19 protein-coding genes and 1 tRNA gene are annotated in these 25655 nt (G+C 59.8%); 1 reads left to right on the top strand and 19 read right to left on the bottom strand.

The window, feature by feature from the left end; translation table 11 throughout:
• Positions 1–339: 339 nt before the first annotated feature.
• The 4 genes from HMPREF2999_RS04515 to mca all read right to left on the bottom strand — a co-directional run bounded on the left by HMPREF2999_RS04515 (position 340) and on the right by mca (position 3683).
• Positions 340–846, bottom strand: a complete 507-nt coding sequence (locus tag HMPREF2999_RS04515; protein ID WP_049354996.1) for an NUDIX hydrolase — start codon at positions 844–846, stop codon at positions 340–342.
• 127 nt (positions 847–973) lie between these two features.
• Positions 974–1501 (bottom strand): prepilin peptidase, encoded by a 528-nt coding sequence (locus HMPREF2999_RS04510; RefSeq protein ID WP_070676111.1) that lies wholly within the window; start codon positions 1499–1501, stop codon positions 974–976.
• A gap of 121 nt (positions 1502–1622) precedes the next feature.
• Positions 1623–2432, bottom strand: coding sequence for a polyprenyl diphosphate synthase (gene uppS / locus HMPREF2999_RS04505; protein ID WP_070676110.1), 810 nt, complete (start codon positions 2430–2432; stop codon positions 1623–1625).
• Between the two features lie 279 nt (positions 2433–2711).
• A complete protein-coding gene (gene mca, locus HMPREF2999_RS04500) occupies positions 2712–3683 on the bottom strand; it encodes a mycothiol conjugate amidase Mca (protein WP_070676109.1) in 972 nt (323 codons plus the stop codon).
• Between the two features lie 418 nt (positions 3684–4101).
• On the opposite strand from mca, the gene greA reads away from it, so the two are divergent.
• On the top strand, positions 4102–4599 hold the full coding sequence (gene greA / locus HMPREF2999_RS04495; protein WP_049327910.1) for a transcription elongation factor GreA: 498 nt from the start codon (positions 4102–4104) through the stop codon (positions 4597–4599).
• 171 nt (positions 4600–4770) lie between these two features.
• On the opposite strand, the gene ilvA is transcribed toward greA, so the two are convergent.
• The 15 genes from ilvA to HMPREF2999_RS04420 form a co-directional block, all read right to left on the bottom strand.
• On the bottom strand, positions 4771–6024 hold the full coding sequence (gene ilvA / locus HMPREF2999_RS04490; RefSeq protein ID WP_070676108.1) for a threonine ammonia-lyase: 1254 nt from the start codon (positions 6022–6024) through the stop codon (positions 4771–4773).
• A 210-nt stretch (positions 6025–6234) separates the two neighbouring features.
• Positions 6235–7461, bottom strand: coding sequence for an AI-2E family transporter (locus HMPREF2999_RS04485; RefSeq protein ID WP_070676107.1), 1227 nt, complete (start codon positions 7459–7461; stop codon positions 6235–6237).
• 173 nt (positions 7462–7634) lie between these two features.
• On the bottom strand, positions 7635–8642 hold the full coding sequence (locus HMPREF2999_RS04480) for a Bax inhibitor-1/YccA family protein (protein ID WP_070697730.1): 1008 nt from the start codon (positions 8640–8642) through the stop codon (positions 7635–7637).
• Positions 8643–8839: 197 nt separating this feature from the next.
• Positions 8840–9724, bottom strand: a complete 885-nt coding sequence (locus tag HMPREF2999_RS04475; RefSeq protein ID WP_070676105.1) for a Cof-type HAD-IIB family hydrolase — start codon at positions 9722–9724, stop codon at positions 8840–8842.
• A 503-nt stretch (positions 9725–10227) separates the two neighbouring features.
• Positions 10228–10301: transfer RNA gene (locus tag HMPREF2999_RS04470), tRNA-Leu, on the bottom strand.
• Between the two features lie 261 nt (positions 10302–10562).
• On the bottom strand, positions 10563–11948 hold the full coding sequence (locus HMPREF2999_RS04465) for an NAD(P)/FAD-dependent oxidoreductase (protein ID WP_070676104.1): 1386 nt from the start codon (positions 11946–11948) through the stop codon (positions 10563–10565).
• A 471-nt stretch (positions 11949–12419) separates the two neighbouring features.
• Positions 12420–14051: a S8 family peptidase gene (locus tag HMPREF2999_RS04460; protein ID WP_070676103.1), complete on the bottom strand. Its 1632-nt coding sequence runs from the start codon at positions 14049–14051 to the stop codon at positions 12420–12422.
• A 63-nt stretch (positions 14052–14114) separates the two neighbouring features.
• Positions 14115–15068: a Ppx/GppA phosphatase family protein gene (locus tag HMPREF2999_RS04455; RefSeq protein WP_070676102.1), complete on the bottom strand. Its 954-nt coding sequence runs from the start codon at positions 15066–15068 to the stop codon at positions 14115–14117.
• Between the two features lie 152 nt (positions 15069–15220).
• A complete protein-coding gene (locus HMPREF2999_RS04450; RefSeq protein WP_070676101.1) occupies positions 15221–15820 on the bottom strand; it encodes a DUF501 domain-containing protein in 600 nt (199 codons plus the stop codon).
• 84 nt (positions 15821–15904) lie between these two features.
• A complete protein-coding gene (locus tag HMPREF2999_RS04445; protein ID WP_070676100.1) occupies positions 15905–16549 on the bottom strand; it encodes a septum formation initiator family protein in 645 nt (214 codons plus the stop codon).
• A 223-nt stretch (positions 16550–16772) separates the two neighbouring features.
• On the bottom strand, positions 16773–18053 hold the full coding sequence (gene eno, locus HMPREF2999_RS04440; RefSeq protein WP_005506838.1) for a phosphopyruvate hydratase: 1281 nt from the start codon (positions 18051–18053) through the stop codon (positions 16773–16775).
• Positions 18054–18424: 371 nt separating this feature from the next.
• Positions 18425–19171 (bottom strand): nucleoside triphosphate pyrophosphohydrolase, encoded by a 747-nt coding sequence (locus HMPREF2999_RS04435; protein WP_070676099.1) that lies wholly within the window; start codon positions 19169–19171, stop codon positions 18425–18427.
• An 88-nt stretch (positions 19172–19259) separates the two neighbouring features.
• Complete coding sequence (locus HMPREF2999_RS04430; protein WP_070676098.1) at positions 19260–23126, bottom strand: ornithinee aminotransferase; 3867 nt, start codon at positions 23124–23126, stop codon at positions 19260–19262.
• A gap of 248 nt (positions 23127–23374) precedes the next feature.
• On the bottom strand, positions 23375–24625 hold the full coding sequence (locus HMPREF2999_RS04425; protein ID WP_049354982.1) for an amidohydrolase: 1251 nt from the start codon (positions 24623–24625) through the stop codon (positions 23375–23377).
• A 241-nt stretch (positions 24626–24866) separates the two neighbouring features.
• Positions 24867–25655 (bottom strand): succinate dehydrogenase iron-sulfur subunit, encoded by a 789-nt coding sequence (locus tag HMPREF2999_RS04420; RefSeq protein WP_005506828.1) that lies wholly within the window; start codon positions 25653–25655, stop codon positions 24867–24869.

Here is a 25655-nt window from a genome sequence, read left to right as displayed (position 1 = left end):
ACATCACGTGAACGAATCTTTCTCGGGTTACTGACTAATACGGGGCCGTCACTCCCAATGTAACCCGTGTCATATATAAAGCATCTCATGCGCACCACCCATAACTCGACACACAGGCACAACTTAAAGTAAAAAAGACAAAAACAAAATAAAACCACGACAAAATTTAGGCCTCCAGCCCCCCCCCATTCCCACAGAAAAACAGGAAGAACCACCCAATACCATGTAACAAACTGTCACAAAAAAGCGGGAGGGGCGACTCGCCATGACGGCGGGTCGCCCCTCCCTCTGTATCTACACGCCTCATTCGGCGGCTTTTACTCAGTCCCAGTAACCGGTCTAGAGCTCTTCCGGCGGCACCGACTCCAAACCAAAACGGCAGTGGCCGTCATAGTTCAGCGCCGCATCAATACGGTCCAGCATCCGCTCCGAAAGCAACGCACGCTCCGCCGGGTCAGACACATCCACCCAACGCACCTGCGAAGACTCCTCATCATTCACCTTCGCCTCACCAGAAACCCAGCGGCACAAAAACGTATGATCCAAGAACTGGCAGCGGTCCCCATTACCGAACTGCATCGGCGGGTCAGCCTTCACCTGCGCCAACTCCAGCACCTCAATCTGCACGTTCGCTTCCTCCTGCGCCTCACGCAGGCAGGTCAGTGCGGGGCTCTCCCCCGGGTCCACAATGCCCGTAATCGGGGTCCACGCCCCGTTATCGCTACGGCGCACCAGCAGCACCTTAGAATCCTGCTCACGGTACACCACAGCCGTCGCACCGGACAGCCACAGGTAATCCGAACCGATCCGCTCACGCAGCTTACGGATATAGGGAGGAGTAGGCATAACATCAACCTTTCAAAAACCCCGGCAGTTCCGCCGAGAAATAGGTGCTAGAGAGCAGAGCAAACAGCCGCGAGCCACACACAGAACAAGCCCGCCACTTAGCCGGACGGTCACCCTACTTCGGAATCTACCACAGAGAATACGCCGGAGCAGCCAACGCCACCAGCGCGCCCAGAAGCATAAACGGACCGAACGCAATGCGGGTGCTACCGCGCGCCTTCGTGAACAGAACCAGAGCCAAAGACACCAAGCCACCGGCAAGGAACGTCACCAGCGACGCCCAGCCCAGATTCGCCCAGGACAGGTACCCGAGCACGCCGCCCAGAATGCCGGCAAGCTTCACATCCCCGCGGCCCAGCGCGCCAAAAGACAGGATACGTAGAAGCAGGTAGCAGAACCACAGCACCAGACCGGCACCAATCACACGCCAAATATCGGCGGGGCGACCGGCAAAAAGCAAAGACACAGGCAGTGCCGTGTAGGTCGCAATAGCCAAAGGAATCAGGATGCGGTGCGGCAGGCGGTGCTCCCGCACATCAATACGCCACAGCCGCAGGACGCACCACAGGAAATACAGCAGGTAGCTGCCGAGCACCAGAGCGGCAATAACGGAGGCGCCTCCAGCGTTGTAGAGGCGGGAAAGCTCAGCGAGCATAGAACGTCCATTCTGTATTGCTGGAGGCTGTACTACCGGAGACTGCTAGCCAGGAACCAACTAGTCAGGAACAGCCAGCCGGCCGAGAAACATGCACCGATGGCGCTAGGGCATCCAAGTTCTAGGAACCGAAACGGCGGGAGCGGTTAGCGTAATCCCGCAGGGCACGCAGAAAATCAACGCGCGTGAAATCCGGCCACAGGGCACGGCAGAAATAAAACTCAGAATACGCGCTCTGCCAGGTCATGAAACCGGACAGGCGCTGCTCACCCGAAGTGCGAATCAGCAGGTCCGGGTCGGGCATATCGGCGGTGTACAGGTGCGAAGAAATATCCTCCACGCTCAGCTGTTCGGCAAGCGATTCCAAGGATACCCCCTCAGCGGCAGCCTCGCGCAGAACCGAGCGGACCGCATCCACAATCTCCTGGCGGCCGCCGTAGCCGACCGCAATGTTCACTCGGACACCGGGCAGGTGTGCAGTCTGCTCAATCGCCCAGTCCAGGCGCTCGTGCAGCTGGCTAGGAATCAGGTCAATATTGCCGATGGCGCGCACCGGACCGCAGGCGGACTCCACCAGACGCACCAAGAACGCATCAATCACAGCGACCAGACCGGTCAGTTCCTTCTCGGGGCGCTTCAGGTTCTCAGTGGAGAGCATGTACAGGCTCACCTGCGGAATCGACAGCTCAGTACACCAGGCCAGAAAATCAATAATTCGCTCCGCGCCGGCGGCGTGGCCCTCACGGGTGCTCAAGCCGCGCTGAGCCGCCCAGCGGCGGTTACCGTCCACCAGCACTCCAATATGTGCCGGCAGGGATTCGGGGCTCAGCGAGCGCGCCAGAGCCTGCTCATAGACGGTAGGCTCAGTGACAGTGCCGGGGTTGCTGGCGTGGCCGTGCACAGTAATCACGGGCAGGGCGTTGGCGCTCATAGCTCATACCTCATTCGGCTGTCGTGGCAGATAATTCAGCGGGCTCATAACGAAAGAGCCTAAGCTCTTATTCTACGCCGCCGCGCCATACCTTCGCGGCAATCAGCATCGCGGTTGGGCTGAGAATCGGCTCAAAATGTGTGGCGGCTGGTGGAGGCATTCGGAGTTGCGTGCAGGGGTGCAGACATCGCGTGCCTAAGAATGGATGATGCCCTTCACCTACAACTCATATCGTGGGTGAAGGGCATCATTGTAACGCGCGGGGCGATGCGCCCCAGCCTAGATAACGTAGTAGTCGCTCAGGCCCTCGTCCAGGCTAGATTCGGGCAGCTGAACCTCAGTATGCGAGGCGACCAGCGTGTAGTCCTCCCAGGGCCAAATGTCCTTCAGCTGTTCACTGGGAACGGCGAAGAACACGCCGTTCGGGTCCACCTGCGAGGCGTGCGCGCGCAAAGCCTGATCGCGCTGCTCAAAGTGATCGGTCACCAGGATGCGGGTCGTAGTCTCGTGGCGAGGCGCCTCCCCCGAGGAGGCGCGGTGCGCGAGGTTCTCAATCCAGCCGCTCAGCAGGCTCTCACCGTGCGTATCGAGCAGATGCTCGTGCAGGGCGAGGGTGCGTTCGGGGTTGAATGCGCGGTCGTAATAGAGCTTCAGCGGGGTCCAAGGCTCACCCTCACCCACGTACGCTTCGGGGTCGCCTGCCTTCTCGAATGCTTCCACGGCAACCTTGTGGGTCATGATGTGGTCGGGGTGCGGGTAGCCGCCAATCTCGTCATAGGTGATGATGATGTGCGGGCGGTACTCACGCACCAGACGCACGAGCGGCGCGGCGGCACGATCCAGGGGCATGGTGCCAAAGCTACCGAAGGGAAGCGGCGGCATCGGGTCGCCCTCGGGCAGACCAGAATCGAAGAAGCCAATCCAGCGGTGCTCAATACCCATAATCTCGCGGGCAGCCGCCATCTCAGCGCGGCGCAGACCCGGCAGGTCACGGTGCGCACGCGGGCTCTTATCGATCTCTTCATTCAGGATGTCACCGCGCTCGCCGCCGGTCATCGTCGCCACCATGAAGCGGGCACCACGGGCAATATACGCCGAGGCGGTACCGGCGCCCTTGGAGGACTCGTCGTCCGGGTGAGCGTGCACCGCGAGGATGCGCAGACCGGTGTAGTTCTCCTCCAGCGGTTTGAGGGAGTCCACGGGAGGGTGAGTCGGCAGGTTTGCCTTCAGCTGTTCAATGGCTTCGCTCACGGTGGTCTCCTTTAGGTGATGCGCCAGGGGTCGATGATGTGTCTGTGACTCGCGAATGCGAGCGCTACACGGCAGAAATTTTACGGTTGTAGCTTCTCGTATGATACCCAAGGATAGCGCCGGTGTACTAGCGCAGATGACGCCGTGTGACATCGTGAAACGTGCCGTCATATCAGCAGATCCACGGGCACGAAACAGGCTGATGCTGGCGGAGTGTTCAGCTACCGGTGTGCGTACCGACGAAGATGCGTTCAGAGGGGAAGATACGACCGGCATAACAGCCGAAAATCCTCCGGTGCTCTAGAATAGGTCTGTTGATTCATTCCGTTACCGGCACCGCCGCGTATTGAACGCGGCACGCGGTAGCGGGTTTATTCATTTCGCACCGGCAGAGCCGGCGCATAAGCAAAGGACACGCATGGCTGAAAACACCGGTGCATGGCTCACTCAGGACGCCTTCGACCGCCTCACCCAGGAGCTGGAGCACCTCTCCGGTCCGTACCGTCAGGAAATCGTTGACCGCATCGCCCAGGCGCGCGATGAGGGTGACCTCCGCGAGAACGGCGGCTACCACGCGGCACGCGATGAGCAGGCTAAGAACGAGGCGCGCATCAAGCAGCTTAAGCACCTGCTCGAAACCGCACAGATTGGTGAGGCGCCCGTTGATGACGGCGTGGTAAGCCACGGCATGGTCATCGAGGCTGAGGTTGCAGGCCGCACCCTGAAGTTCCTGCTCGGCTCCCGCGAAATTGAGGACACCCTCCCTGCCGGCACCGACCTGAAGGTCTTCTCCGAGAAGTCGCCGCTGGGTGCCGCAATCATGGGTGCTAAGCAAGGCGACGAGGTTTCCTACACCGCTCCGAACGGTAAGGAACTGAGCGCCAAGATTGTCTCCGTGACCCCTTACCAGGGCTAAGAGACTAGCTAAGAAGCTAGCCTGCGAGACAGCGCTAGATTTAAAACAAACAGTGCGGGGTGCTGACTATAACGGTCAGCACCCCGCACTGTTTTTTATCTATTGAATTGCGTTCTGCCGATAAAGCTCAGGAGTAACTATTACAGCTCGTCGGCTCATAAATATATCGGCTTAGTAGACGATGATGGGCTTGAAACCCTCATCCTCCAGGGCAGAAATCACCTGGCGGCAATGCTCCACGCCCTTGGTCTCCATGTCGATGGTAATCGACACGTCACCCATGGAGAGCGAGCCACCCACGCGGGTGTGATCCACACCGGTCACGTTCGCATCGTTCTCAGAGATAATGCGGGAAATGGTCGCCAGCTCACCCGGGCGGTCAGAAAGCATCATCTTCACGGTCATGTAGCGGCCAGCCGCAGACAGACCGCGCTGAATCACCTTCAGCATCAGCATCGGGTCAATATTGCCGCCGGAGAGCACACACACGACCGTACCCAGGTCGCCGTACTCTTCCTTCAGCTTGCCGTTCATCAGCGCCGCCACGGGCACCGAACCAGCAGGCTCCACCACAAGCTTGTTACGTTCCATCAGGAAGATCAGGGCGCGAGCAATATCGTCTTCGCTCACGGTCGCCACATCGTCCACCAGCTCCTTGATGATGGAGAAGGGCATCTGGCCGGGGCGACCCACGGCGATACCGTCGGCGATGGTGGAGACCTTCTTCAGGGGCACCAGAGCATCCGCAGCGAGGGACAGCGGGTAGGCCGCGGCGTGCTCAGCCTGAACACCGATAATCTTGATCTTCTTGCCGAGCTCCTGCTCCTTCGCGCGAATCGCCGCGGACAGGCCGGCCAGCAGGCCGCCGCCGCCAACACCCACAATCACGGTGTCAACATCCGGAACCTGCTCCAGGATTTCCAGACCGATCGTTCCCTGGCCGGCAATAATGTCTTCATTGTCGAAGGGGTGCACGAACACCGCGCCGGTCTCTTCGGCGTAGCGCTTCGCCTCCGCCAGAGCCTCATCCACGGTCACGCCGTGCAACTCAACCTCAGCACCGTGATCACGGGTCGCGGTAATCTTCGGCAGCGCCGCACCCAGCGGCATGTAAATACGGGCTTTAATGCCCAGACGGTCAGCCGCCAGAGCCACACCCTGCGCATGGTTACCCGCGCTCGCCGCCACGACGCCGCGCTTCTTCTCCTCCTCGGAGAGCTTCGCCATGCGCACGTACGCGCCGCGCACCTTGAAGGAACCGGCACGCTGCAGGTTCTCACACTTGAAGAAAACCTCGGAACCGAGGCGCTGGCTCAGCGCACGCGAATGAGCGACGGGGGTGCGTTCAATAACGCCTTCGAGCAGCTCTGCGGCACGTTCAATGTCGGTGAGGGTCACGGGCAGGGAGTCGAGATCTACGCTCACGAGGTTTCCATTCTGATGGTACGTATTCTGGCGGCACCTAGCCCCGCACGCTGAAAGACGCGCGGTGGCACAGTGCACACTCCATTTTAGAGGATGCACCGGCATAAAGCAGGGGCCGTCCCCGCACTCTCAGCAGATAGTGCAAGAACGGCCCCTCATCTAGGTGATGTGCGAGCGTCTAGCCCGCGGTCAGTCACAGTGAACTGGGTTCTAAGCCTTCTCAGATTCCTTAGATTCTTCAGAGCTTTCGGAAGTCTTAGCTTCCTTCGCCTTTTCAGACTCTTCAGCCTTCTTACGGCGCTCCAGCTCATGCGGGAAGAGGAACTCCTCCTCACGAGGCGCCTCCTTCTCCCAGCAACGGCCCGCCAGGTAACGCACCACCGAGTTGACCACAGCCAGAGTCGGCACGGCGAACAGAGCACCCACCGCACCAAAAATCATAGAGCCACCAGCCACCGAGAAAATAACCGCCAGCGGGTGCAGGGAGACAGCCTTACCCATAATGAGCGGCTGCAGAATGTGGGATTCAAGCTGCTGAACCAGCAGAACAATACCGAGCATAATCAGCGCCTGCACCGGACCCAGAGCAACCAGCGCCAGCAGCACAGCCACAGCACCGGAAATGAGGGCACCAATCACCGGAACGAAGGAACCGAGGAAGACCAGCACACCCAGCGGGATAGCCAGCGGAACACCCAGAATTGCGGCACCAATACCGATGCCGATAGCGTCAATAGCCGCCACCAGAATCTGAACGCGCACGTACGCGCCCAGGGACTTCCAGCCCGCGCGACCCGCACCGTTGACTGCGGCACGCGCATCCTTCGGGAAGAGGCGGGTGACGAACAGCCAGATACGCTCGCCCTCCATCAGGAAGAAGACCAGGGTAAACAGGGTCAGCAGGGTACCGGTCGCAACCTCAGCCGCAGTCGAACCCACCTGAGACACACCGTGCAGCACGGAGCTGGGGTTATTGGTTACAGCGCTCTCCATCTGATCCAGCAGCTGGTTCATCTGGTCGGCACCGAACTCGTAGCCGAGGTTCTTCAGCCAACCAATCAGCTGCTGGTAGCCCTGCACCGCCTTATCCGCCATGGACACAAAACCGCGCAGAATCTGCTGACCGGTCAGCGAAATAATACCGGCGAGCACCAGGATCATACCGATTTCGGCAATAGCCGCCGCGCCACCGGCGCGAACACCCTTCTTACGCAGAAGCATCACGGCGGGGCTCAACAGAGCCGCCAGAAGCAAAGCCACCAGAAGAGAAATAACCAGCAGGGAGACGTGCCCCAGACCCTTCCAAAGGATCCAACCGGCACCGGCAATCATAATGATGCGCCACGCCCAAGCACCGGCAACTTCCATGGCAAAAGGAACCCGGTAGCCGCGCTCCTCCTCGGCTACATGTTCTTCTGCAACAGGTGTAATTTTCACGGTGTCTCCAAATCGTTATCGGTGTCGCACTCGTGTGGGGTAGCTTCAGCTACCCCATCGGAGGCGGTGTGTGGTGTTGTTATTGTGTGTTCTCCCCCGCGCCTCGATGCACCGGGGAAGTAAAGCGGCAAAGGCGGCGGCACCATCACGGTACCGCCGCCTCAAAGTGAGCTTTAGTCGTTGCTAAAGATGCTTGCCAGGTACATGAGAACACGCAGGATCTCAACGTACAGCCAGACCAGAGAAGCGGTCAGGCCGAAAGCAAGGCGCCAGGACTCACGCTCGGGCAGGCCAGCCTCCACAGCTTCGGAGGTGGTGGTGAAGTCCAGCAGCAGCGAGTAGGTTGCCAGCGCAACAGCGAACAGGCCAACCACCAGGCCCAGCGGGATACCGCCGATAGAGAAGCTGTTCAGCGAGGAACCGAAGATACCCGCACCCAGGATCGAGATGAAGCCGTACGCCATGTAACCAATAGCGCCGATCATGAAGATCTTGTTGAGCTTAGGAGTTGCGCGCAGCTTGCCGTTCGCGAACAGAGCCAGGGTGGTACCTGCCACCACGAGGGTTGCCAAAACAGCCTGAACTGCCACGCCGGGGTAGCGCATATCCACAACAGCAGACAGGCCACCGAGCAGCAGACCTTCCATGAGCGCGTAGGTCATGACCAGAATCGGGGAAACCTTCTTCTTGAAGGAGTTCACCAGACCCAAGACCAGACCGCCAACCATGCCCAGGAGCAGCAGCACCGGTGCATTCCATGCAACGGCGGCACCGACAGCGACCAGGCCCAGGTTGATGCCGGTCTTAACCATGACATCGTTCATGGTCAGGCGCTCACCGGCGGGGATGGGCTCCGAGTAGGTGGGGGCTGCTACGCCGTAGTCAGCCTCACCGTACGGCTGGCCGTAGGGCTGCTGACCGTACTGGGGCTGGCCATACTGCTGGCCGTAGGGCTGCTGACCGTACTGGGGCTGGCCGTAGGTGTTCTGGCCGTAGCCCTGCTGGTCATACTGCTGACCGTACTGACCGTAGGACTGCTGACCGTACTGGCCATAGGTCTGCTGCTGACCGTACTGCGCCTGCTGGCTGGTCTGCTGCGGCTGCGCACCAAAGCGACCGAAACGAGAGTCACCCTGAGTGACATTCTTCGTCATTGAATTCAGAAGCGGGTTTCCCGCCATCATGCTCTCCTTAAACGGGTACAAAACTAATTCTGTTAATTCTATCGGATAGATTCTGCGCTCACGGGCGTTGTTCGTTACCAGCATGGGCTTCTAGCGACCTTGCCAGAATATTTCAGGGCGGTGTTTACCTCAGGTTCACCCAGACCCACACCGCCCCGCACACAGACCCTCCTGCGCGCCTCTTTGTGAAGCCTCTAGTGCGAAGCTTCCAAACGATCCAGCAGCTGTTCCAGATACTCCAGAACTGCCTGTTCCTCATTCGAGCCAATCACCTCATCGGCAGCATTTCGCACAACCTCCGGGGCGTTAGACATGGCGACACCCCAGCCCGCGTAGCGGAGCATCTCCATGTCGTTCTCGCCGTCACCGAAGGCAAGAATGCCCGCCGGATCAGCATCCAGACGCTCGCACAGGTCCTTCAGACCGGTCGCCTTGTTGACACCGGTACGCACCAGGTCAATGGCACCGAAGCCGCTAACCATCGGAGTGACGGTCTGCGGCAGAGCCTCACGCAGGTAAACGCTCAGTTGCTGCGTCTGCTTAGGGGGAGTCAGCAGCGGGAACTTAATGGGTGCACCCTCAAAATCCCCAATAGAGTCAACCATGATCGAGCCGGGGAAGAAGAACGCCGCAAAATTCTCCAGTGTGAGGGTTTCGGGAAGCTCCTGACCGGTGTCTTCAAAATAGCCGCGAATCATGTGCACAATCTGGTCGCAACGGTCCTTGGGCAGGTAGATGCCTTCGGTGGTGCAAACCAGCAGACCGATCTGATCCAATCCCTGCACTACCTCAATAATGCGCGGCACATCTTCGTCCAGAAAGGGATGCACGGCAAGCTTGCCACTCTCATCGGCAAGGTACGCGCCGTTTTCAGCAATATAGGTAAGACCTCGCCCTTCAAAGCCGCGCATATAGTCCTGTAGCTTGGCGTAGGTGTTTCCGCTCGCCACAACAAAGTGGATGCCCTGCGCCTGCAGACGGGACAGGATGCGCGAGAAACGTTCGGTGTCGAAAGTTTTGGAGTCGGTGAGGAAGGTGCCATCCATATCGACGGCAATGATGGAGGGTTTAGTCTGCATGCTGTGCCTTTCTGGCTCTGCTACCCCATTCAGGCGGAGGTGCGTCTGTGGCTGTGTCTCTTCTAGGGTCTCACGTTTTTGAGCTCCAGAAGACGGTATGCGGGTGTTTTTTGAGCATGGAGCACCGTTACAAAACGTCATCTAAAACCCCCATTTTCACTGCTTTTTGCACCCTTTTTCCTCTACGAACTGAATTTACTTGAAGTGTAAAACTTTACCTGTCAAGCTTGAAGGCAGGCAATCACCGATAGGTTCGCCAGACTTCACCGCCGGCCGTCCTAATTCCGGCAAAGGACGACCCCATCTACCCGCGGTGAAGAGAGTGCGCGGAATGCGACAGCACGCACCGCCACTCCACGATGCCCCCGATAGTATGGGTCGGGGGCATCGCCTTTTAACTCCAAGAAACACACCACAAAATCCCAGATACGCAAACGGCGGCCCCTCCCCCACGGGAAGAGCCGCCGCCTATCTATACCGCACGTCTATGCGTGTCTATGCCGTGCCCCCACTGGGACTCGAACCCAGAACACAAGGATTTTAAGTCCTCTGTCTCTGCCAATTGGACTATGAGGGCGCACCCCGCATACGTCGGGGCACAAATATTTATTATTCCACGAAAAGGCACCCGAACCTAAGCAGAAACACATTTCAAACGGTTCCCCGCACCCCGCCGTAGCAAGCCACACGCAAAAGCACTGGTGAGCGGCTAAGCCAAACAGCTCGCAAGCACCCAGGCACACAATGGGCGGTGCGGAAGACTAAAGTCTTCCACACCGCCCATTGCTTTATCTCAAGTGCGTTATCTCAAGGAGATACACCCCTAAGCCAGGCTATTTTAGAGCTTTGCCTTCTGGCGTGCCGGTGCAGTACCGGTTGCTTCCTGGAATGCCAGGCGCGGGGAGCGCTGGTGGCGAATCGAGGAGGTGTCGCGACCGAAGATCTGGTTCAGAGCCCAGGTGGTCATAACGCGAACGGTACGCTCGGTGGTGGGGATTGCAGAGCCGTGGTAGCCGCGGTGCATGATCCATGCCAGCGGGCCGCCAATGGTCTTGCCCTTGAAGTTTGCAACACCCTTCCACAGGCCCAGACCTGCCACAACACCGATGGTCTCGTGGTAGTAGTCGGTCAGGGGCTCGCCGCGGCGAGCAGCCAGCAGGTTCTTAGCCAGAACAACAGCCTGGCGGGAAGCGTGCTGAGCATTGGGAACGCAGAAGCCGCCCACGCCGCCGCCGGAGAGGTCCGGAACAGCTGCGTTGTCGCCTGCAGCCCATGCGCCCTCGACCACGCCGTCGTCGCCGGTGACGCGCAGGTCTGCGCTCACGCGAACGCGGCCACGCTCGTCGATCGGGAAGTCGGTGTTCTTCAGCATCGGGGATGCTGCCACACCTGCGGTCCAGATCAGGGTGTCGGTCTTAATCTCGCCTGCGGGGGACTTGTCAGCCATGTTGATCAGCTGCAGGTTGCCGTCGGTTGCGTCGGAGAGGGAGGTGTTCAGCAGGATCTCGATGCCGCGTGCACGCAGCTCTGCAACAACCTTCTCTGCACGGTCTGCGGGGACCTCGGGCATGATGCGCGGTGCAGCCTCAACCATGACGAAGTGCAGGTCGGAAACGGAGAGACGCTCGTTGCGCTCCACAGCAACGCGTGCCATGTCCTCGAGCTCGGAGATGGTCTCAACGCCAGCGAAGCCACCACCAACGATGACGAAGGTCAGGGCGCGGCGGCGTGCCTCAGCGTCGGACAGCAGGGATGCAACCTCGATGCGGTCCAGAACCCAGTTACGAACCGAGACTGCCTCTTCAATGGTCTTCAGACCGATAGCAACCTCTGCCAGACCCGGAATCGGGAATGCACGGGTCACTGCGCCTGCACCGAGTACAATCTCGTCGTACTTCAGCTCGAAGGGCTCACCGTTGTCGGTGGGCTCAACTACAGCGGTGCGGTTTGCGTGGTCGATGGAGACAACGCGGCCGGGAATCAGCTCGGTGTCGCGCAGGTGCTGACGCAGCGGCACGGTTGCGTTACGGCCTTCCATGGAACCTGCCGCAACCTCGGGGAGGAAGGGCTGGTAAGTCATGTAGGGGTTCGGCTCAACGATGGTGACGACGCCACCGGTCTCCTTGATAGCCTTCTGGATCTTCTTAGCAACGGTGAAGCCGACGTAGCCGCCACCGACGATCAGGACGCGAGGACGGTCCTGTGCCACCTTAGTGAATGCCATTTTGTTACTTCCTAGTCTTTAGGTACCGAGGTTCGGTAGCCCCGGTAGGGTGGTATGTGCAACTTTCGGGTCGTTCCGAAAGCTCCCCTGACGAACAAAGCGGCCCGCTCTGGAAGTCCTTGCGCAACGCGAAGTGGCTAGCAGCACGAGCCTGTCTATCACATACCTGTTGTCTTTTATTTTACGCCTTTGTTTAGGTAATTTCGCACCTATGGTCCCTTTGAGCTGAGCCTAAGTTAAAAGTTTTGAAGATATGAACAGAGTTCATCTCGTGATGCGGGTTACAGTCAAAAATACCCTTTCCGTTTTTTGCGCAACATATTCGATATTTTCGTTTATTGGGGTGTTCCGCCGTCTCAAGCCAGATCCCAAAGAACAAAGCCCGGGACCAACTCAAAAGTCAGCCCCGGGCGAACAGGAGAAGCCCCCACAGAGAAGAAAAAACACCGGCACCCCAGACTCACAAGAACCCTAACGAGTCCCCTTCCGAGCACCCTGCTGCGACCCCTTTGAAACACGACTCTTTCCGTGATGAGCACCCGGATGATGCGCCACCTCACGAGCCATCCGCGCAGCCTGCCCCGCACTCACATGCATCCTATGCAAACGATGCACCGAACCAGCCGTAATAATCGTCAACCACAACGTCAGCGCCGCCAAAATCACCGGCGGCAACCAGCCACGATCCTCCGGAGGACGACGCGCATCCGGCGCAGCCGCCTTCACAATGCTCTCACCCTCCTCATGGACCGGCGCAGCATCACTCGGAGTCGGCTCACTCACCTGCTGCTTACGGTGCACCGCAATCCACTCAGAAATAGAACCCAACGGATTCGCCGTCACCGTAGGCGCAGCCAAAGCCATCGCATCCTGCGGATTGAAAATACCGTAACCATACAAAGGGTCACGGCCCGTCACACCAGCATCATCAGCCGAAGCAATCAAACGCTGAACCAGCTGAGCCGCCGACTCCTTCGGATACTTCTGCTTCAACAAAGCAGCAACACCCGTCACCAACGGAGCAGCAGCCGAAGACCCCGACCACAGCATGTACCCATTACCCGGAGCAGCCGCAATCATATCCGTACTCGGAGCAACCACAGCAATCGAAATACCCTGAGTCGACGAGCCCTCAGAAACCTGCTTATTCCGGTCAATACCACCAACCGTCAACACCCCAGGAATCGTCGCCGGAGCACCAACCTGCGTCAAGCCGCTACCGCGGTTACCCGCAGCCGCAACAATCAGCACGCCCTTCTGCTCCGCATAGGCAAACGCCTCATCCCAGCTCTGCGGCCAGCTCGTCTTATTCGAGCCAATCGACATGTTAATAATCTGAGCCCCGTGGTCGACCGCATAACGCACCGCCGCCGGGATCTGCTCATCAATACTCTTACCGCCGGTCGTACCCATATTCAGCGAAATCGGCAGAATTTTCGCCTCGGGAGCCACACCAATCACACCGGTCGGCTTACCCGGCTGACCCGCAATCGCAGAATAGCCCTGCGTATCGTGGCCGTGACCGGCAATCAAAGAAGCGACCTCCGTGCCGTGCATCGGCTCAGCACCCAGGCCCTTCCAGCCGTCCTCGCTACCCACGCCCGAGGCGTCATAACCACGCAGAACATTACCCTCAAGATCCGGGTGAGTACCATCCACGCCCGTATCAATCACAGCAACCGTCACGCCCTTACCCGTAGCCTGCGACCACAAGGACGTAATACCGTACTCCTTCAGCCAATACTCACGCTGACGAACATCATCACCATTCATGGTCGACGTGCCCTTACTTGGAGTTGCAGAAGTCTTCGGCACCGCAGTAGCCGACGGCGAAGGAGTCGCCGTCACCTCCCGCTTCGGGCTCGGGGAAGCAGAAAGGGTCGGGTCCGTCGCCCAAGCGGCAGGCACCAGCGGAGTCCACAACGGCAGAAGAGTCAACGCGGCACTAGCACCCAAAGCTGCAATCTTGCGGGCACGGCGAGTAGCGCCTCGGTCAGAAAACGCCGAGGCGCGCACACCAAATACACGAGACGCGCAGGCGAAAGACGGCGCAAAAGACCAGCCGGTCAGGGGCATACCTCGCCGATGCTCAGAACGAACCATTAAAACTCCTCAAGCTGAGCCGCGCCGTGAACCACCATCGGTTCACGGCGCGAGCGCTCAAGCCTACAGCTGGGACAGAGCGATACCGTCCAGAATGTCGTGCTCGCTGACGGTCACCGAATCCACGGCGCCATCAGTCATCTCATTCAGACGGGTCAGGATGCGGGCGTAAATCGTCGCGCCAGCACCAATCACATCCACCCGGCCGGGGTGCATGTAGCCGAGCTCCTCACGCTCGGCACGGCTCAGCGAAGCCAACCAGCGGGCGGTCTTCTGAACGGTCTCCACCGAGAAGCTCTGAGCGTTAATAGCCTCAGAATCGTAGCGGTCCAGACCCAGCGCAGCGGCAGCAACAGTGGTTGCGGTGCCAGCCACAGCCACCACGCGACGCGCATCCTGCAGGGGCACCGTCCTACGCGCCACCTCAAGAGCCTCGTCAGTATCAGCCTCAACACGGGCAATCTGCGAGTCAGTCGACGGGGCGCTCATCATGTGACGCTCAGTCAGACGCACACAACCAATATTGACGCTGCGGGAAGCCTTCACACCCGACTCGTCACCGAGCACGAACTCAGTCGAACCGCCACCCAGGTCGAATACCAGGGTATCGCCATCACCGTAGCCGACAGCGCGCACCGCACCCGCGAAGGACAGCGCTGCTTCTTCGTCCCCGCTAATGACCTCGGGCTCAATACCCAAAATCTCGCGGATACCGTCCACAAACACCTGACGGTTACCCGCATCACGGGTCGCACTAGTCGCCACGAAACGCACCGAATCAGCGCCGTGCTCCTTCAGCAGCTGCGCATACTCACGAGCCGCAGCGAAAGTACGGTCCAGCGCCTCCTGCGCCAGCCAGCCGGTCGCGTCCACGCCCTGACCCAGACGCACAATGCGCATCTCACGCACAACGTCCTTCAGGACGGTCTTCTCGACCCCGTCCACCACCTCAGTAGTGGAATCAGCAATCAGCAGGCGAATAGAGTTCGTACCGCAGTCAATCGCACCAACGCGCACGGTGGGTTCCTTTCAGGTCTTCAATACCAATCAGTGCCAAAGGCACAGCGAGCGCCGCATGCGAAAAATTTTCGCTTTTCGGCGCTCTTTCTTCTATCTATTATGCGCCCGCACCGTCGCTGACGACGATGCGGGCGCACCAGAATCAATATTTAGGCTTCTTCACGCCACGCGGGGTCGCAGGAGCAGACCTCGGGGGTCCACCACTCGGCGATAGCGTCCAGGCCGCGGTCACCCATCGGGTTCACGCCGCGACCCACCGACAGGGTGTGGCCGATAACGGCGTGCAGGCACTTCACGCGGGTCGGCATACCGCCGGCAGAGATGCCGTCAATCTCCGGGACCTCTTCGGTGCCGCTGATCAGGCGGATGCGCTCACGCTCAGCCAGGTAGTTCTCGTGTGCAGCAGCGTACTGTGCCGCAAGGTCTGCATCCTCAGTCAGAGAGTCGGTCATCTCGTACATCAGGCCGCCCGCCTCCAGACGGGAAGCCGCAGCGGTAATCACCGGATGCGCCAGGTAGAACACGGTCGGGAAGGGGGTGCCGTTGCTCAGGCGCGGCGCGGTAGCAGCCACGAGCGGGTTACCGCACACGCAGCGTGCCGGAATCTCGATCACGTCGCGGACCTTACGGCCCAGCTGCGCGGAGAGAACGCGGATGTCCTGCTCGGTGGGGGTCAGAGTTTCAACAGTTACGCCGAAGCCGCCGGGGGTGCGTGCTTTCAGCTCTTCAATGGTGTTTTCGGTGCTCATAATCCTAAGTTTCTGGAACGAGGGGTCACCTCGTCCGCTTATGCCGGGTGTCTGCACGGGCAGGGTTGCTGCCGGCAGCTGGGGCTAGTTCTTCTCGAGAGAATTCCAAACCTTGGTAGTCCAGGCTTCCTCGGGTGCGTTCTTCGCATTCGCAGAAGTACCGTCCGCCTTCGTGGAGTCCTCGGTAATGCCGGTGACCACGTAGGGGGTGTCGCCGGGGTTCACATAGTAGAGGCGGCTACGTGCCTGCTGGCGAACGTAGTTGTCGTCGTTCCACCAGGTCTGCTCCGCCTTCAGCTGGGCGTTCTCCTGTTGCAACTGGGAAATGTGCGCATTGATCTGCTTGATTTCCCGGTCCTGGTCAATGTAGGTGACCACCGGGTATGCGGTACCGAGCGCAATCACGCCCACCACAACAGCGGTCAGGAAGCTACGACCGGAGAACATATGAGCCGCCACGGGGGCATCGTATCCGCCCTCTTCACTGCCCTGCTGGGCTGCGGCGCGGCGGCGGGCACGCTCCTCACGGCGAGCCTGCGCCTGACGTTCACGCTCGGGGTGGCGCTGGTTCAAGCCTACGCCAAAGAAAAGGGCGCTAGCCTTTTTCATCAGGGAGGTGCGGGCTTCCTTAGCGGCGCCACGCGGCGCATTGGAGGAGGCAACGCCCTGAGCGGGTTCGGTAGAACTCTGAGAGTGCGACCGGGTCTGCTGGTTTGCTCGCTGGCTCATTGCTCTATCCCTCGTTCCATTCTGTACCGCTAAGCGCTTCCTTCATATTCTACCGGGTTCAGAGAGCTTCCCCAGCTCTATGTTGCAAGCGATACATTCTACCCTGCCACGGCATACCTGAGCTGATAGACCGCACACAGAGAAGGAGGCGGTGCCACTCCCCTACGGGGTAGCACCGCCTCCTTGACGTCTAACCGCTCACGCGGTCGGATGCTTCAGTAACTTATGCCTTGAAGCGGGGGAATGCGGACTTGCCAGCGTAAACAGCTGCCTCGCCCAGCTCTTCCTCAATGCGCAGCAGCTGGTTGTACTTAGCAACGCGCTCGGAACGTGCGGGAGCACCGGTCTTGATCTGGCCAGCGTTGGTTGCAACAGCCAGGTCAGCGATGGTGACGTCCTCGGTCTCACCGGAACGGTGAGAAACCATGCAACGGTACTCGTGGCGCTGTGCCAGCTCCATTGCGTCGAGGGTCTCGGTCAGCGAACCGATCTGGTTCACCTTCACGAGCAGAGCGTTAGCTGCGCCCTCTTCGATACCGCGAGCCAGACGCTCGGGGTTGGTCACGAACAGGTCGTCACCGACGATCTGGACCTTGTCACCGATCTGCTCGGTCAGGGTCTTGTAGCCCTCCCAGTCGTTCTCATCCAGGGGATCCTCGATGGAAACCAGGGGGTACTTTGCAACGAGGTCAGCGTAGTATGCGCTCATCTCAGCTGCGGACTTCTTCTGACCCTCGAACTCGTACGCACCGTCGTTGTAGAACTCGGAGGATGCAACGTCCAGTGCCAGTGCAACCTGCTCGCCCGGCTTGTAGCCAGCCTTCTCGATTGCCTCAACGATCAGGTCCAGTGCAGCTGCGTTGGACTCCAGGTTGGGTGCGAAACCACCCTCGTCGCCCAGGCCGGTTGCCAGGCCGCGGTCGTGCAGCACGGACTTCAGGGAGTGGTAAACCTCAACACCTGCGCGCAGAGCGTCAGAGTAGTTGTCGAAGCCGATGGGAGCAATCATGAACTCCTGGATGTCAACGTTGGAGTCTGCGTGAGAACCACCGTTGAGGATGTTCATCATGGGGACGGGCAGAACGTGAGCGTTCGGGCCGCCGAGGTACTTGTACAGGGGCAGATCAGCGGACTCAGCAGCTGCCTTAGCAACAGCCAGGGAGACACCCAGGATTGCGTTTGCGCCCAGCTTGCCCTTGTTGTTGGTTGCATCCAGAGCAATCATGGCTGCGTCAACAGCGCGCTGGTCGGAAGCCTCAATGCCGATGACCTCTTCAGCGATTTCTTCGATAACAGACTTCACTGCGCCCAGAACACCCTTGCCCAGGTATACGGACTTGTCGCCGTCGCGGCGCTCAACAGCTTCCCACTCACCGGTGGATGCGCCCGAGGGCACAGCTGCGCGTGCGAAAGCACCGTCTTCGAGCAGAACCTCAACCTCAACGGTCGGGTTGCCACGGGAATCCAGGATCTGGCGTGCGTGAACTGCGGTAATAACAGCCATGAATTGTTCTCCTTATGAGATGTCAAGGATGTGAACGGCTCACCCGGTAGTGGACAAGTCGCGTCCCCTAAATTCTAGCAAAACTCCCACACAAACACACTAGTTGCCACCGCTTTTTTATTGCCTTATTGAAGGTCTAAATAACCCTTAGTCAGGCGCTACAAAGCGGAACAAGACCCACACTCCCCCACATTGGGAGGGTGTGGGTACTCGACCAAAGCACAACATGAGCCCAAATGCCGGGGTATGTGCCAAGAGCATCCTCACGGCTGCCCAACACAACCCCAAACAAACAGAAGGCGCTTTGAAACCTCTTATTCCCTCAGAGAACAGATTTCAAAGCGCCTCACAGAAGAACTCAACCACCGTTTCTAATAGCTCGGCTCATCATGCGTATGCTGAGCAATATAGCGACGAGTGTACGAACGCAGGGCACGCTCCGGATCCAAACCATTACGCTGTGCGCGGCTCACCAACGCAAAGAGCAGCTCGCCGAATTCCTCTTCAGTGTGCATATAGCGCAGGTCGTCCTCCATGCTCGTAGGCTCCGGCGGCAGAATAATACCCGCCTTACGTGCCTTCACAGCAGTCTTCTCAGCCATAGCGAGCGCCGGCAGATGCGGCGGAATACCGTCCAGCGCGCCACGGTCACTCTTCTCCTTCTTCTTCAACGCATCCCACGCCGCCTGCTGCTCAGCTGCGGTGCGGGGCGCCTCCGAAGAGCCCTCAGACTCAGCCGCGAACACATCGGGGTGGCGCGAACGAAGCTTCTGCACCAGGCCCTCAACCACCTGCACAATGTCGAAGCCCTGCGGGTTTGCCGCAGCAATATCGGAATGGAACACTACCTGCAGCAACACGTCGCCCAACTCCTCACGCAACAGCGGCATATTCGGCTCGCCGCCGGTTTCTACCGCCTCGACAACCTCGTAGGCTTCCTCCACCAGGTAGCGGATGAGGGAGGCGTGAGTCTGCTCAGCATCCCACGGGCAACCGCCCGGTGCGCGCAACAGCGCCATGGTTTCCACCAGGGTGCCAAAGGCTTCAGCCGCGCGGGCGGCAGTGTCCTGAACGTTCTGCACCGCAGAAGCCTCAGGAGTATTAGGGGTATCAGTCATAACAATCTTCCTCATCGAAAAAATGACAAACATAGCACGCCGCGCCGACCCCCACACGGGGAGCCGGCGCGGCGCACCTTACAAGGTTTTAGAGGTTCCAGTGCGAAAGCGCGCTCGTCATATGAGCCGGGATCTTCGAACCCAGACGCGGGAACATGCGCAGCTCCTCAACGTAACGCTCAGCATCCAGCGGACGCGGGTAGGTGACAAACGCCTGCTCGTTCGCATAATCGAATGCCGCCTGAACCGGCACGCCCGGGGTGAAGGTCAGGCTCATAGCCAGCGGCGAGCCCTCGCCCTCGCTGTACGAGTCGGTCTTCAGCGCCGGAATGTCCAGCAGGGTTTCGGGAATCAGCTCGAAGGTACGGACCTGCTCCCAGAAGCCGTTGCGGCGCACGTGGGTCAGGGCGTCGTAGTAGGAACCGAGGGCACGTACACGAATCAGCACGGTAGTGGCGTCCTTTGCGGTGCCGTTCTCGCCGAAGAGGTGCTCGACGACCGGCGCCAGACGCTGAGCGACCTGAGCCTCCGTCAGAACCAGGTTGCCGGCTGCCAGCTGAGTCTCCGAGGGAACCAGCGGGCTCTGCACCGCGGCGGAGGGGGTGTCCGGCTCAGCCACGATGGTGGGCAGCTGGTTGAGCTCGCTCAGCGCGGATGCCGAGATGCTGGAAGAGATACCTGCCGGGGTGCTCTCCGGCAGGGCAACCGGGGTGGTCGCCGCAGCGGGTGCCGCCTCTGCTGCCGGCGCTACCGGTGCAGTCTGAGCGGCGGCCTCGGAGGCGGGCGCAAGCGCTGCGGGAGCCTCAGCAATCTTAGCCGCGGGGGTCACCTCAACGGTCTTGAGCTCAGCGACCTTCTCAGCGGGCTCTTCCTGAGCGCCGGTAGCCTTTGCCTCAGATACCTCAGATGCCTTTGCTTCGGTAGCCTTCACAGCGACACCTGCGGTGCCCACTGCGGCAGCTGCGGCAAGAGCACCAGCCAGGCCGGGAGCCACAGATGCACTCTCAGCGGCAGGCTCAACGTCTACGAGGGCAGGTTCCTCGGAGGGCTCTTCAGCGGAAGCAGCGGAGGTTTCCTTCTCGGGCAGCAGTTCAGAGTCATCCAGGAACGCGGGCAGTGCGGGCTCTTCAGCCTTCTCTACGACCGGCTCATCTGCAGCTTCTTCAACGGGCTGGGTGCGGTCCAGGGTGAAGGACTCTGCAACCACGGGGGCGGCAGCCTTCTGCTCCTCGACAGCTGAAACTTCCTCAGCATCCAGCTTCTTCTGAGCGTTGGCAACGATGGCAGCCAGGGCGGCTTCCATATCTTCGCTGGGCTCGTCAGAGTCCTCTGCGGATACCTCGGTTGCCTCAGCGGCGGACTCTTCAACCTGCTCAGTTTCGGGCTCTACGGTAGCCGCGCCGAAGACAGGGTCATTCTCGTAGTCGTGCTCAAACTCAGCTTCAACCGGCACAAACTCAGTCTGGGTAGGCTCGTCGGAAGCTTCAACAGTCTCCTCTACGTCGTCTTTCTCCTGTGCAGAAGCAGCAGAACCAGCCACTGCAGTACCGGCAACGGCAAGACCTGCAGCGGTCAGCAGACCCGCGGAGGCGCCCTCTTCAGCAGTCTCAACTACAGGCTCTTCAGCAGCATCGGCAGCTACCTCAGCCTCGTTCGCAGCCTGCTTCTCAGCGAGTTCAGCCTCCAGCTCACGCTCGATAGCCTCACGTTCAGCCTCAATCGGGTCAACGCTCTGAACAGCAGCTTCCTGAGGCTCATCCTGCGAGGTAGCCTCAGCGGCCTCAGCGGTAGCAACGGGCTTAGCCTCAGCGGCAGCACCTTCCAGCAGGAAGCTCTCGCTAATAGTCTGACCGTCCACAGCACCCAGGTACGATGCGTGAACCTCCAGGCCGTCGCCCAGACGCGGCTTCAAAGAGACAGCCGCACGGTTCCAGGTTGCGCCGGCCTGCTGAGCCTCGGTGTACAGTGCCGCAACGGGTGCAAACCAGTCAACGCCAGGCACGACAATGCCGGTTTCAACCTCACGACCGCGGTGCAACAGACGGTAGTGCATATCCTCATCAACCTGGCGCAGTTCCAGGCTCATGGTGCCCGAACCTCGGGTGCGCATGAGCTCCGCGAGGCCGTGGAGAGCGCGCTGCGCGGGGAGAGCGGGCAGGGTTGCCGCACCCTCAACGGGCTCGCTCAGGATGATGGATTCGGCAACCAGTTCAGCTTCGTCTTCGCTGAGCTTCTGCTCAGTTTCCTTCAGCTCAGCAACGGGCTCCTCAGCGGAGTCTTCACGAGTAGCAGACTCGTGCTTCTCTGCTTCCTTCTTATCGATGCCTTCTGCGGTCAGCGCGACGCCCTGAGAGGTGCCCTCTTCAGCCTTCTCCTCAGCCTTTTCGGTCTTTGCGGCAGAGGCAACGGTAGCTGCAACAACTACGGGGGCGGCAACAGCGGCAAGCGCAGGAGCTACAGAGGAGCTCTTGGCGGGTTCGTCTTCCGCAGAATCGGTACCTTCAGCTGCGGAGTCCTCAAGCCCAGAGTCCTCAATCTTGGTAGCAGGTTCTTCCGCTACGGTTTCTTCCACGGTGCCTTCTTCAACAGCGCTTTCTTCGACAGCAGGCTCTTCCACCGCGGAGGCGTCAAAGATCAGCTCTGCGGTGTTCTCCTCTTCAGCGTCGAAGTCCTTAGCCTCGGGCGCTTCAGAGACGGACACGTCACGCTTCTCCTCAACGGATACAGCGGAGAGCAGCTCGGTCTCATCAGAGACCGCGTTTTCGTCCTCAGTAAGTTCAGACGCCAGCAGCTCAGGCGCCTCAACGACAGCCTCAATCGGCTCTTCCTCAGCAGCGGCAGCAGGCTCTACAACTTCTTCTGCACCTGCGGTGAGGTCAACGGTCTCCTCAGATTCGAAGTCTTCAGCAGTCTCAGCAACAGTTGCGGATACCTCAGACACATCAGTGTCCTCAACAGGTTCAGTAGCTTCAGCGGGCTCAGGTACCTCAATAGTTGCCTCGTCAGCAGCAGTTTCCTCAGCAATCGCCTCATCGGAAGCAACCTCGACAAAGGTCTCCTCTTCGCTGTCCAAGGTGATGCCCAGGCGTGCCGCGTAGGCTGCCGCCAGATCGTCCAGACCGGCGTTCTGCGCCTCGGTCACGGCGGCACGGGTGCGGGCTGCCTTCATATCTTCAACGGTATGAATTTCCTCAGCTTCAGATGCAGAATGAGCGTTCTCAGACTTGTTCTCGGAAGCTTCTACAACAGCCTCGACAACCTCAAGCTCTTCGTGACCCTCTGCCTCGTCTGCAGTATCCTCAGCGGCCTCAGCATCATCAGCGGCAGCATCTTCGGTGGCAGCATCTTCGGTGTTCTGGGCACGCACAGCACGCAGGTGCTCCTCAAACTGGGAGCGCGCATCCTCTGCGGCATCCTTCGGCTCCTCAGCCTCGGCAGATGCACCCTCACCAGCGCCTTCCTCGTCATCGCGCAGGAACGCGGGAGTAGCGGGCTTAGCAACCTCAGCAACCGGGGCGGCTTCTTCTTCAACGTCCTGGACCTCAGCGACCTGCTCGGCCTCAACAGGCTCCTCAGATTCCTGGGGGAAAGCGCCAAGCGCCGCCAGCAGGCTACGACGCTCCTGCTCCTCCGCCTGTTCCTCGGTCAGCTCATCAGCAGCGGAAGATTCTTCAGCCTTCTCATCGCCGTGCAGGAGGGCACGCTTGAGGTCCTCAACAGCGCGGTGCTCTTCGTTCTGTTCTTCGTCGTGGTTCTGGTGGCGCGCGCTCTCAGACTTCACGAAGCGGCGCAGGGAGTCCTCCCACTGCTGCTGTTCCATAATCTTCTGGCTCAGTCGCGCGCTCTTGGGAGCGTCTTCGCTTGCCTGTTCCTTCTGGGCCTCAGCAGTTTCGGCGCTCTGTTCTTCGCGCGACTGTTCATCCAACTTCTTCTTGCCGATTCCAAAGAAGCTCATTGGGTGTCCTCCTCCGGCGTGCGCCGTGTGATGATGCGCTATCTCCTTCATCCCCCGAGGGTGTGTGGGCACAGGGTCGGGAACATAACGCAAATGTCCTCATAATCCTTTTAATTCTATCGCGTGCATAGAGTTTCACCCCGCTACTCGGTGAGAGGTAACGGGGTGAAACTTGTACAGCTTTCAAGGCTTGATGCGGCTATATAGTCGTACTTTCAAGCCTGGCTTATAAGCTTTCGAGAAGCTCTTTAGCGTGCCTCATCGCGGATGGGGTTCGCCGCCTTTGCAGCCTTCGCCAGCTCAAAACGGACGGCACGCAGGGCAGTTGCCGCCATGACGCGCACACCAATGCCGATCGCCTGCTCGCTCGGGGCGTAATCGCCCTGGTGCAGATCGTAGGTGGGGTCGCCGGGGGCGCGGGTACCCAGGCGGAACATGGAGCCGGGAACTTCCTGCAGCATCCACGCGAAATCTTCGCCGCCCATGGACTGCTCGACCAGCACGATGGAGTCCTCGCCCAGCTCAGCGCGAGCCGCGTTCTCGAGCATGGTGGTTTCCAGGTCGGTATTCACGACCGGGGGCACACCGCGGATGTGTTCCACTCGCGCGTTCACGCCGAAGGGTACGGCGACCTGCTCGATGACTTCATCCAGCATGTTGCCCGCCTGGCGCCACACCTCAACGTCCAGGCAACGCATGGTGCCCGCCAGGTAGCCCTCGGCGGGGATAGCGTTGGGAGCGACGCCGGCACTGACCTGGCCCCATGCCACCAGCACACCCGAACGCACGTCGGTGCGGCGGGTCAGCACGGCGGGGACCTGCACAGCAATCTGGCTCATCGCGTAGATGAGGTCCTCAGTCAGGTGCGGGCGGGAGGTGTGTCCACCGTGACCGCTCAGGTGAATCTTCACGGTGTCGGAGGCGCTAGTAATCGCACCGATGCGGGTACCAATCTGGCCCAGGTCCACCTTCGGGTCGCAGTGCAGGGCGAAAGCACGCGGAATGTCCTTGAGCAGACCCTGCGAAATCATCTGCACCGCGCCGCCGGGAAGCTGCTCCTCGGCGGGCTGGAAGAGAATACGGACGCTACGACCCAGCGGGGTCTTCTCGTTCAGCTCGTGCAGCGCCAGCGCCACACCGAGCATGACGGTCTGGTGAATATCGTGGCCGCAGGCATGCATCACGCCGGGCACGGTGGAGGCGTAGGGCAGGTCGGTCTGCTCAACAATGGGCAGAGCGTCAATATCGGCGCGCAAAGCCAGGGCAAAGGGGCCGCTTCCGATGTCGACGTAGCAGCCGGTGCCTTCGCAAGCAACGGGGTTCATGCCGGCTTCTCGCAGTCGATTCATGAGGCGCTCAGTGGTCGCCACCTCACGGAAGGAAAGCTCCGGGTTAGCGTGCACTTCGCGGCGGAACTGCACGAGGGTACCCATCATGCGCTCCACCCAGTCGTCAAAGACGGGGGTGGACAAATCGTAGCGAGAATTAGCGAAAACCATACACAGTAGAATAACGCCGCACACCGAGGTTTACCTACCTACTCCCCCTTTCTGACAGCCCTCGAGAATATCTATGACTTTATGACAGATTGTGAAGAGTTTTTGTGTGCCCCGGAGCCCCGAAAATGCTCTACTCAGCCTTTTCAGCCGGGCCTTTTCTGTCAAACAATTCAAGCCGCCACCCGGTGTGGGTGACGGCTTGAATCGTCAATGCTGTATCAGCTGATACCGCGTGCTCAGATTAGAGCGAGCGGCTCAGGATTGCCTGCTTCACCTCGGCAATAGCCTTGGTGATCTGGATGCCACGGGGGCAAGCCTCGGTGCAGTTGAAGGTGGTACGGCAACGCCATACGCCTTCCTTATCGTTGAGGATCTCCAGACGCAGGTCGCCTGCATCGTCGCGCGAGTCGAAGATGAAGCGGTGCGCGTTCACGATAGCGGAGGGACCGAAGTACTGACCGTCGGTCCAGAAGACCGGGCAGGACGAGGTACATGCTGCACAGAGGATGCACTTGGTGGTGTCATCGAAACGTGCACGGTCCTCAATGGTCTGCAGGCGCTCACGCTCAGGCTCGTTCGAGTCGTTGATGAAGAACGGCATGATTTCGCGGTATGCCTGGAAGAAGGGCTCCATGTCAACGATGAGGTCCTTTTCGCAGGGCAGACCCTTGATGGGCTCAACGGTAATCGGCTTGGACAGGTCAAGGTCCTTCAGCAGGGTCTTGCAAGCCAGGCGGTTACGGCCGTTGATGCGCATTGCGTCCGAGCCGCAGATGCCGTGTGCACAGGAGCGGCGGAAGGAGACGGAGCCGTCTACTTCCCACTTAATCTTGTGCAGAGCATCCAGCACGCGGTCGGTGCGGTACATGGTCAGCGGGAATTCATCCCAGTATGCCTCGGAGGAAACTTCCGGGTTGTAGCGACGAATCTTGATGACCACATCGTACGTGGGGATGGAGTCGGAGTCGCCGCCGGTCATACCCTCAAACAGCTTGACGGATTCCGGTTCGGGGAGTTCGTTTTCAGCCAT

The organism is Rothia sp. HMSC066H02 (assembly GCF_001814995.1).
GTDB classification, from domain to species: domain Bacteria; phylum Actinomycetota; class Actinomycetes; order Actinomycetales; family Micrococcaceae; genus Rothia; species Rothia mucilaginosa.
This window is presented reverse-complemented; position numbering and strand designations above follow the sequence as displayed.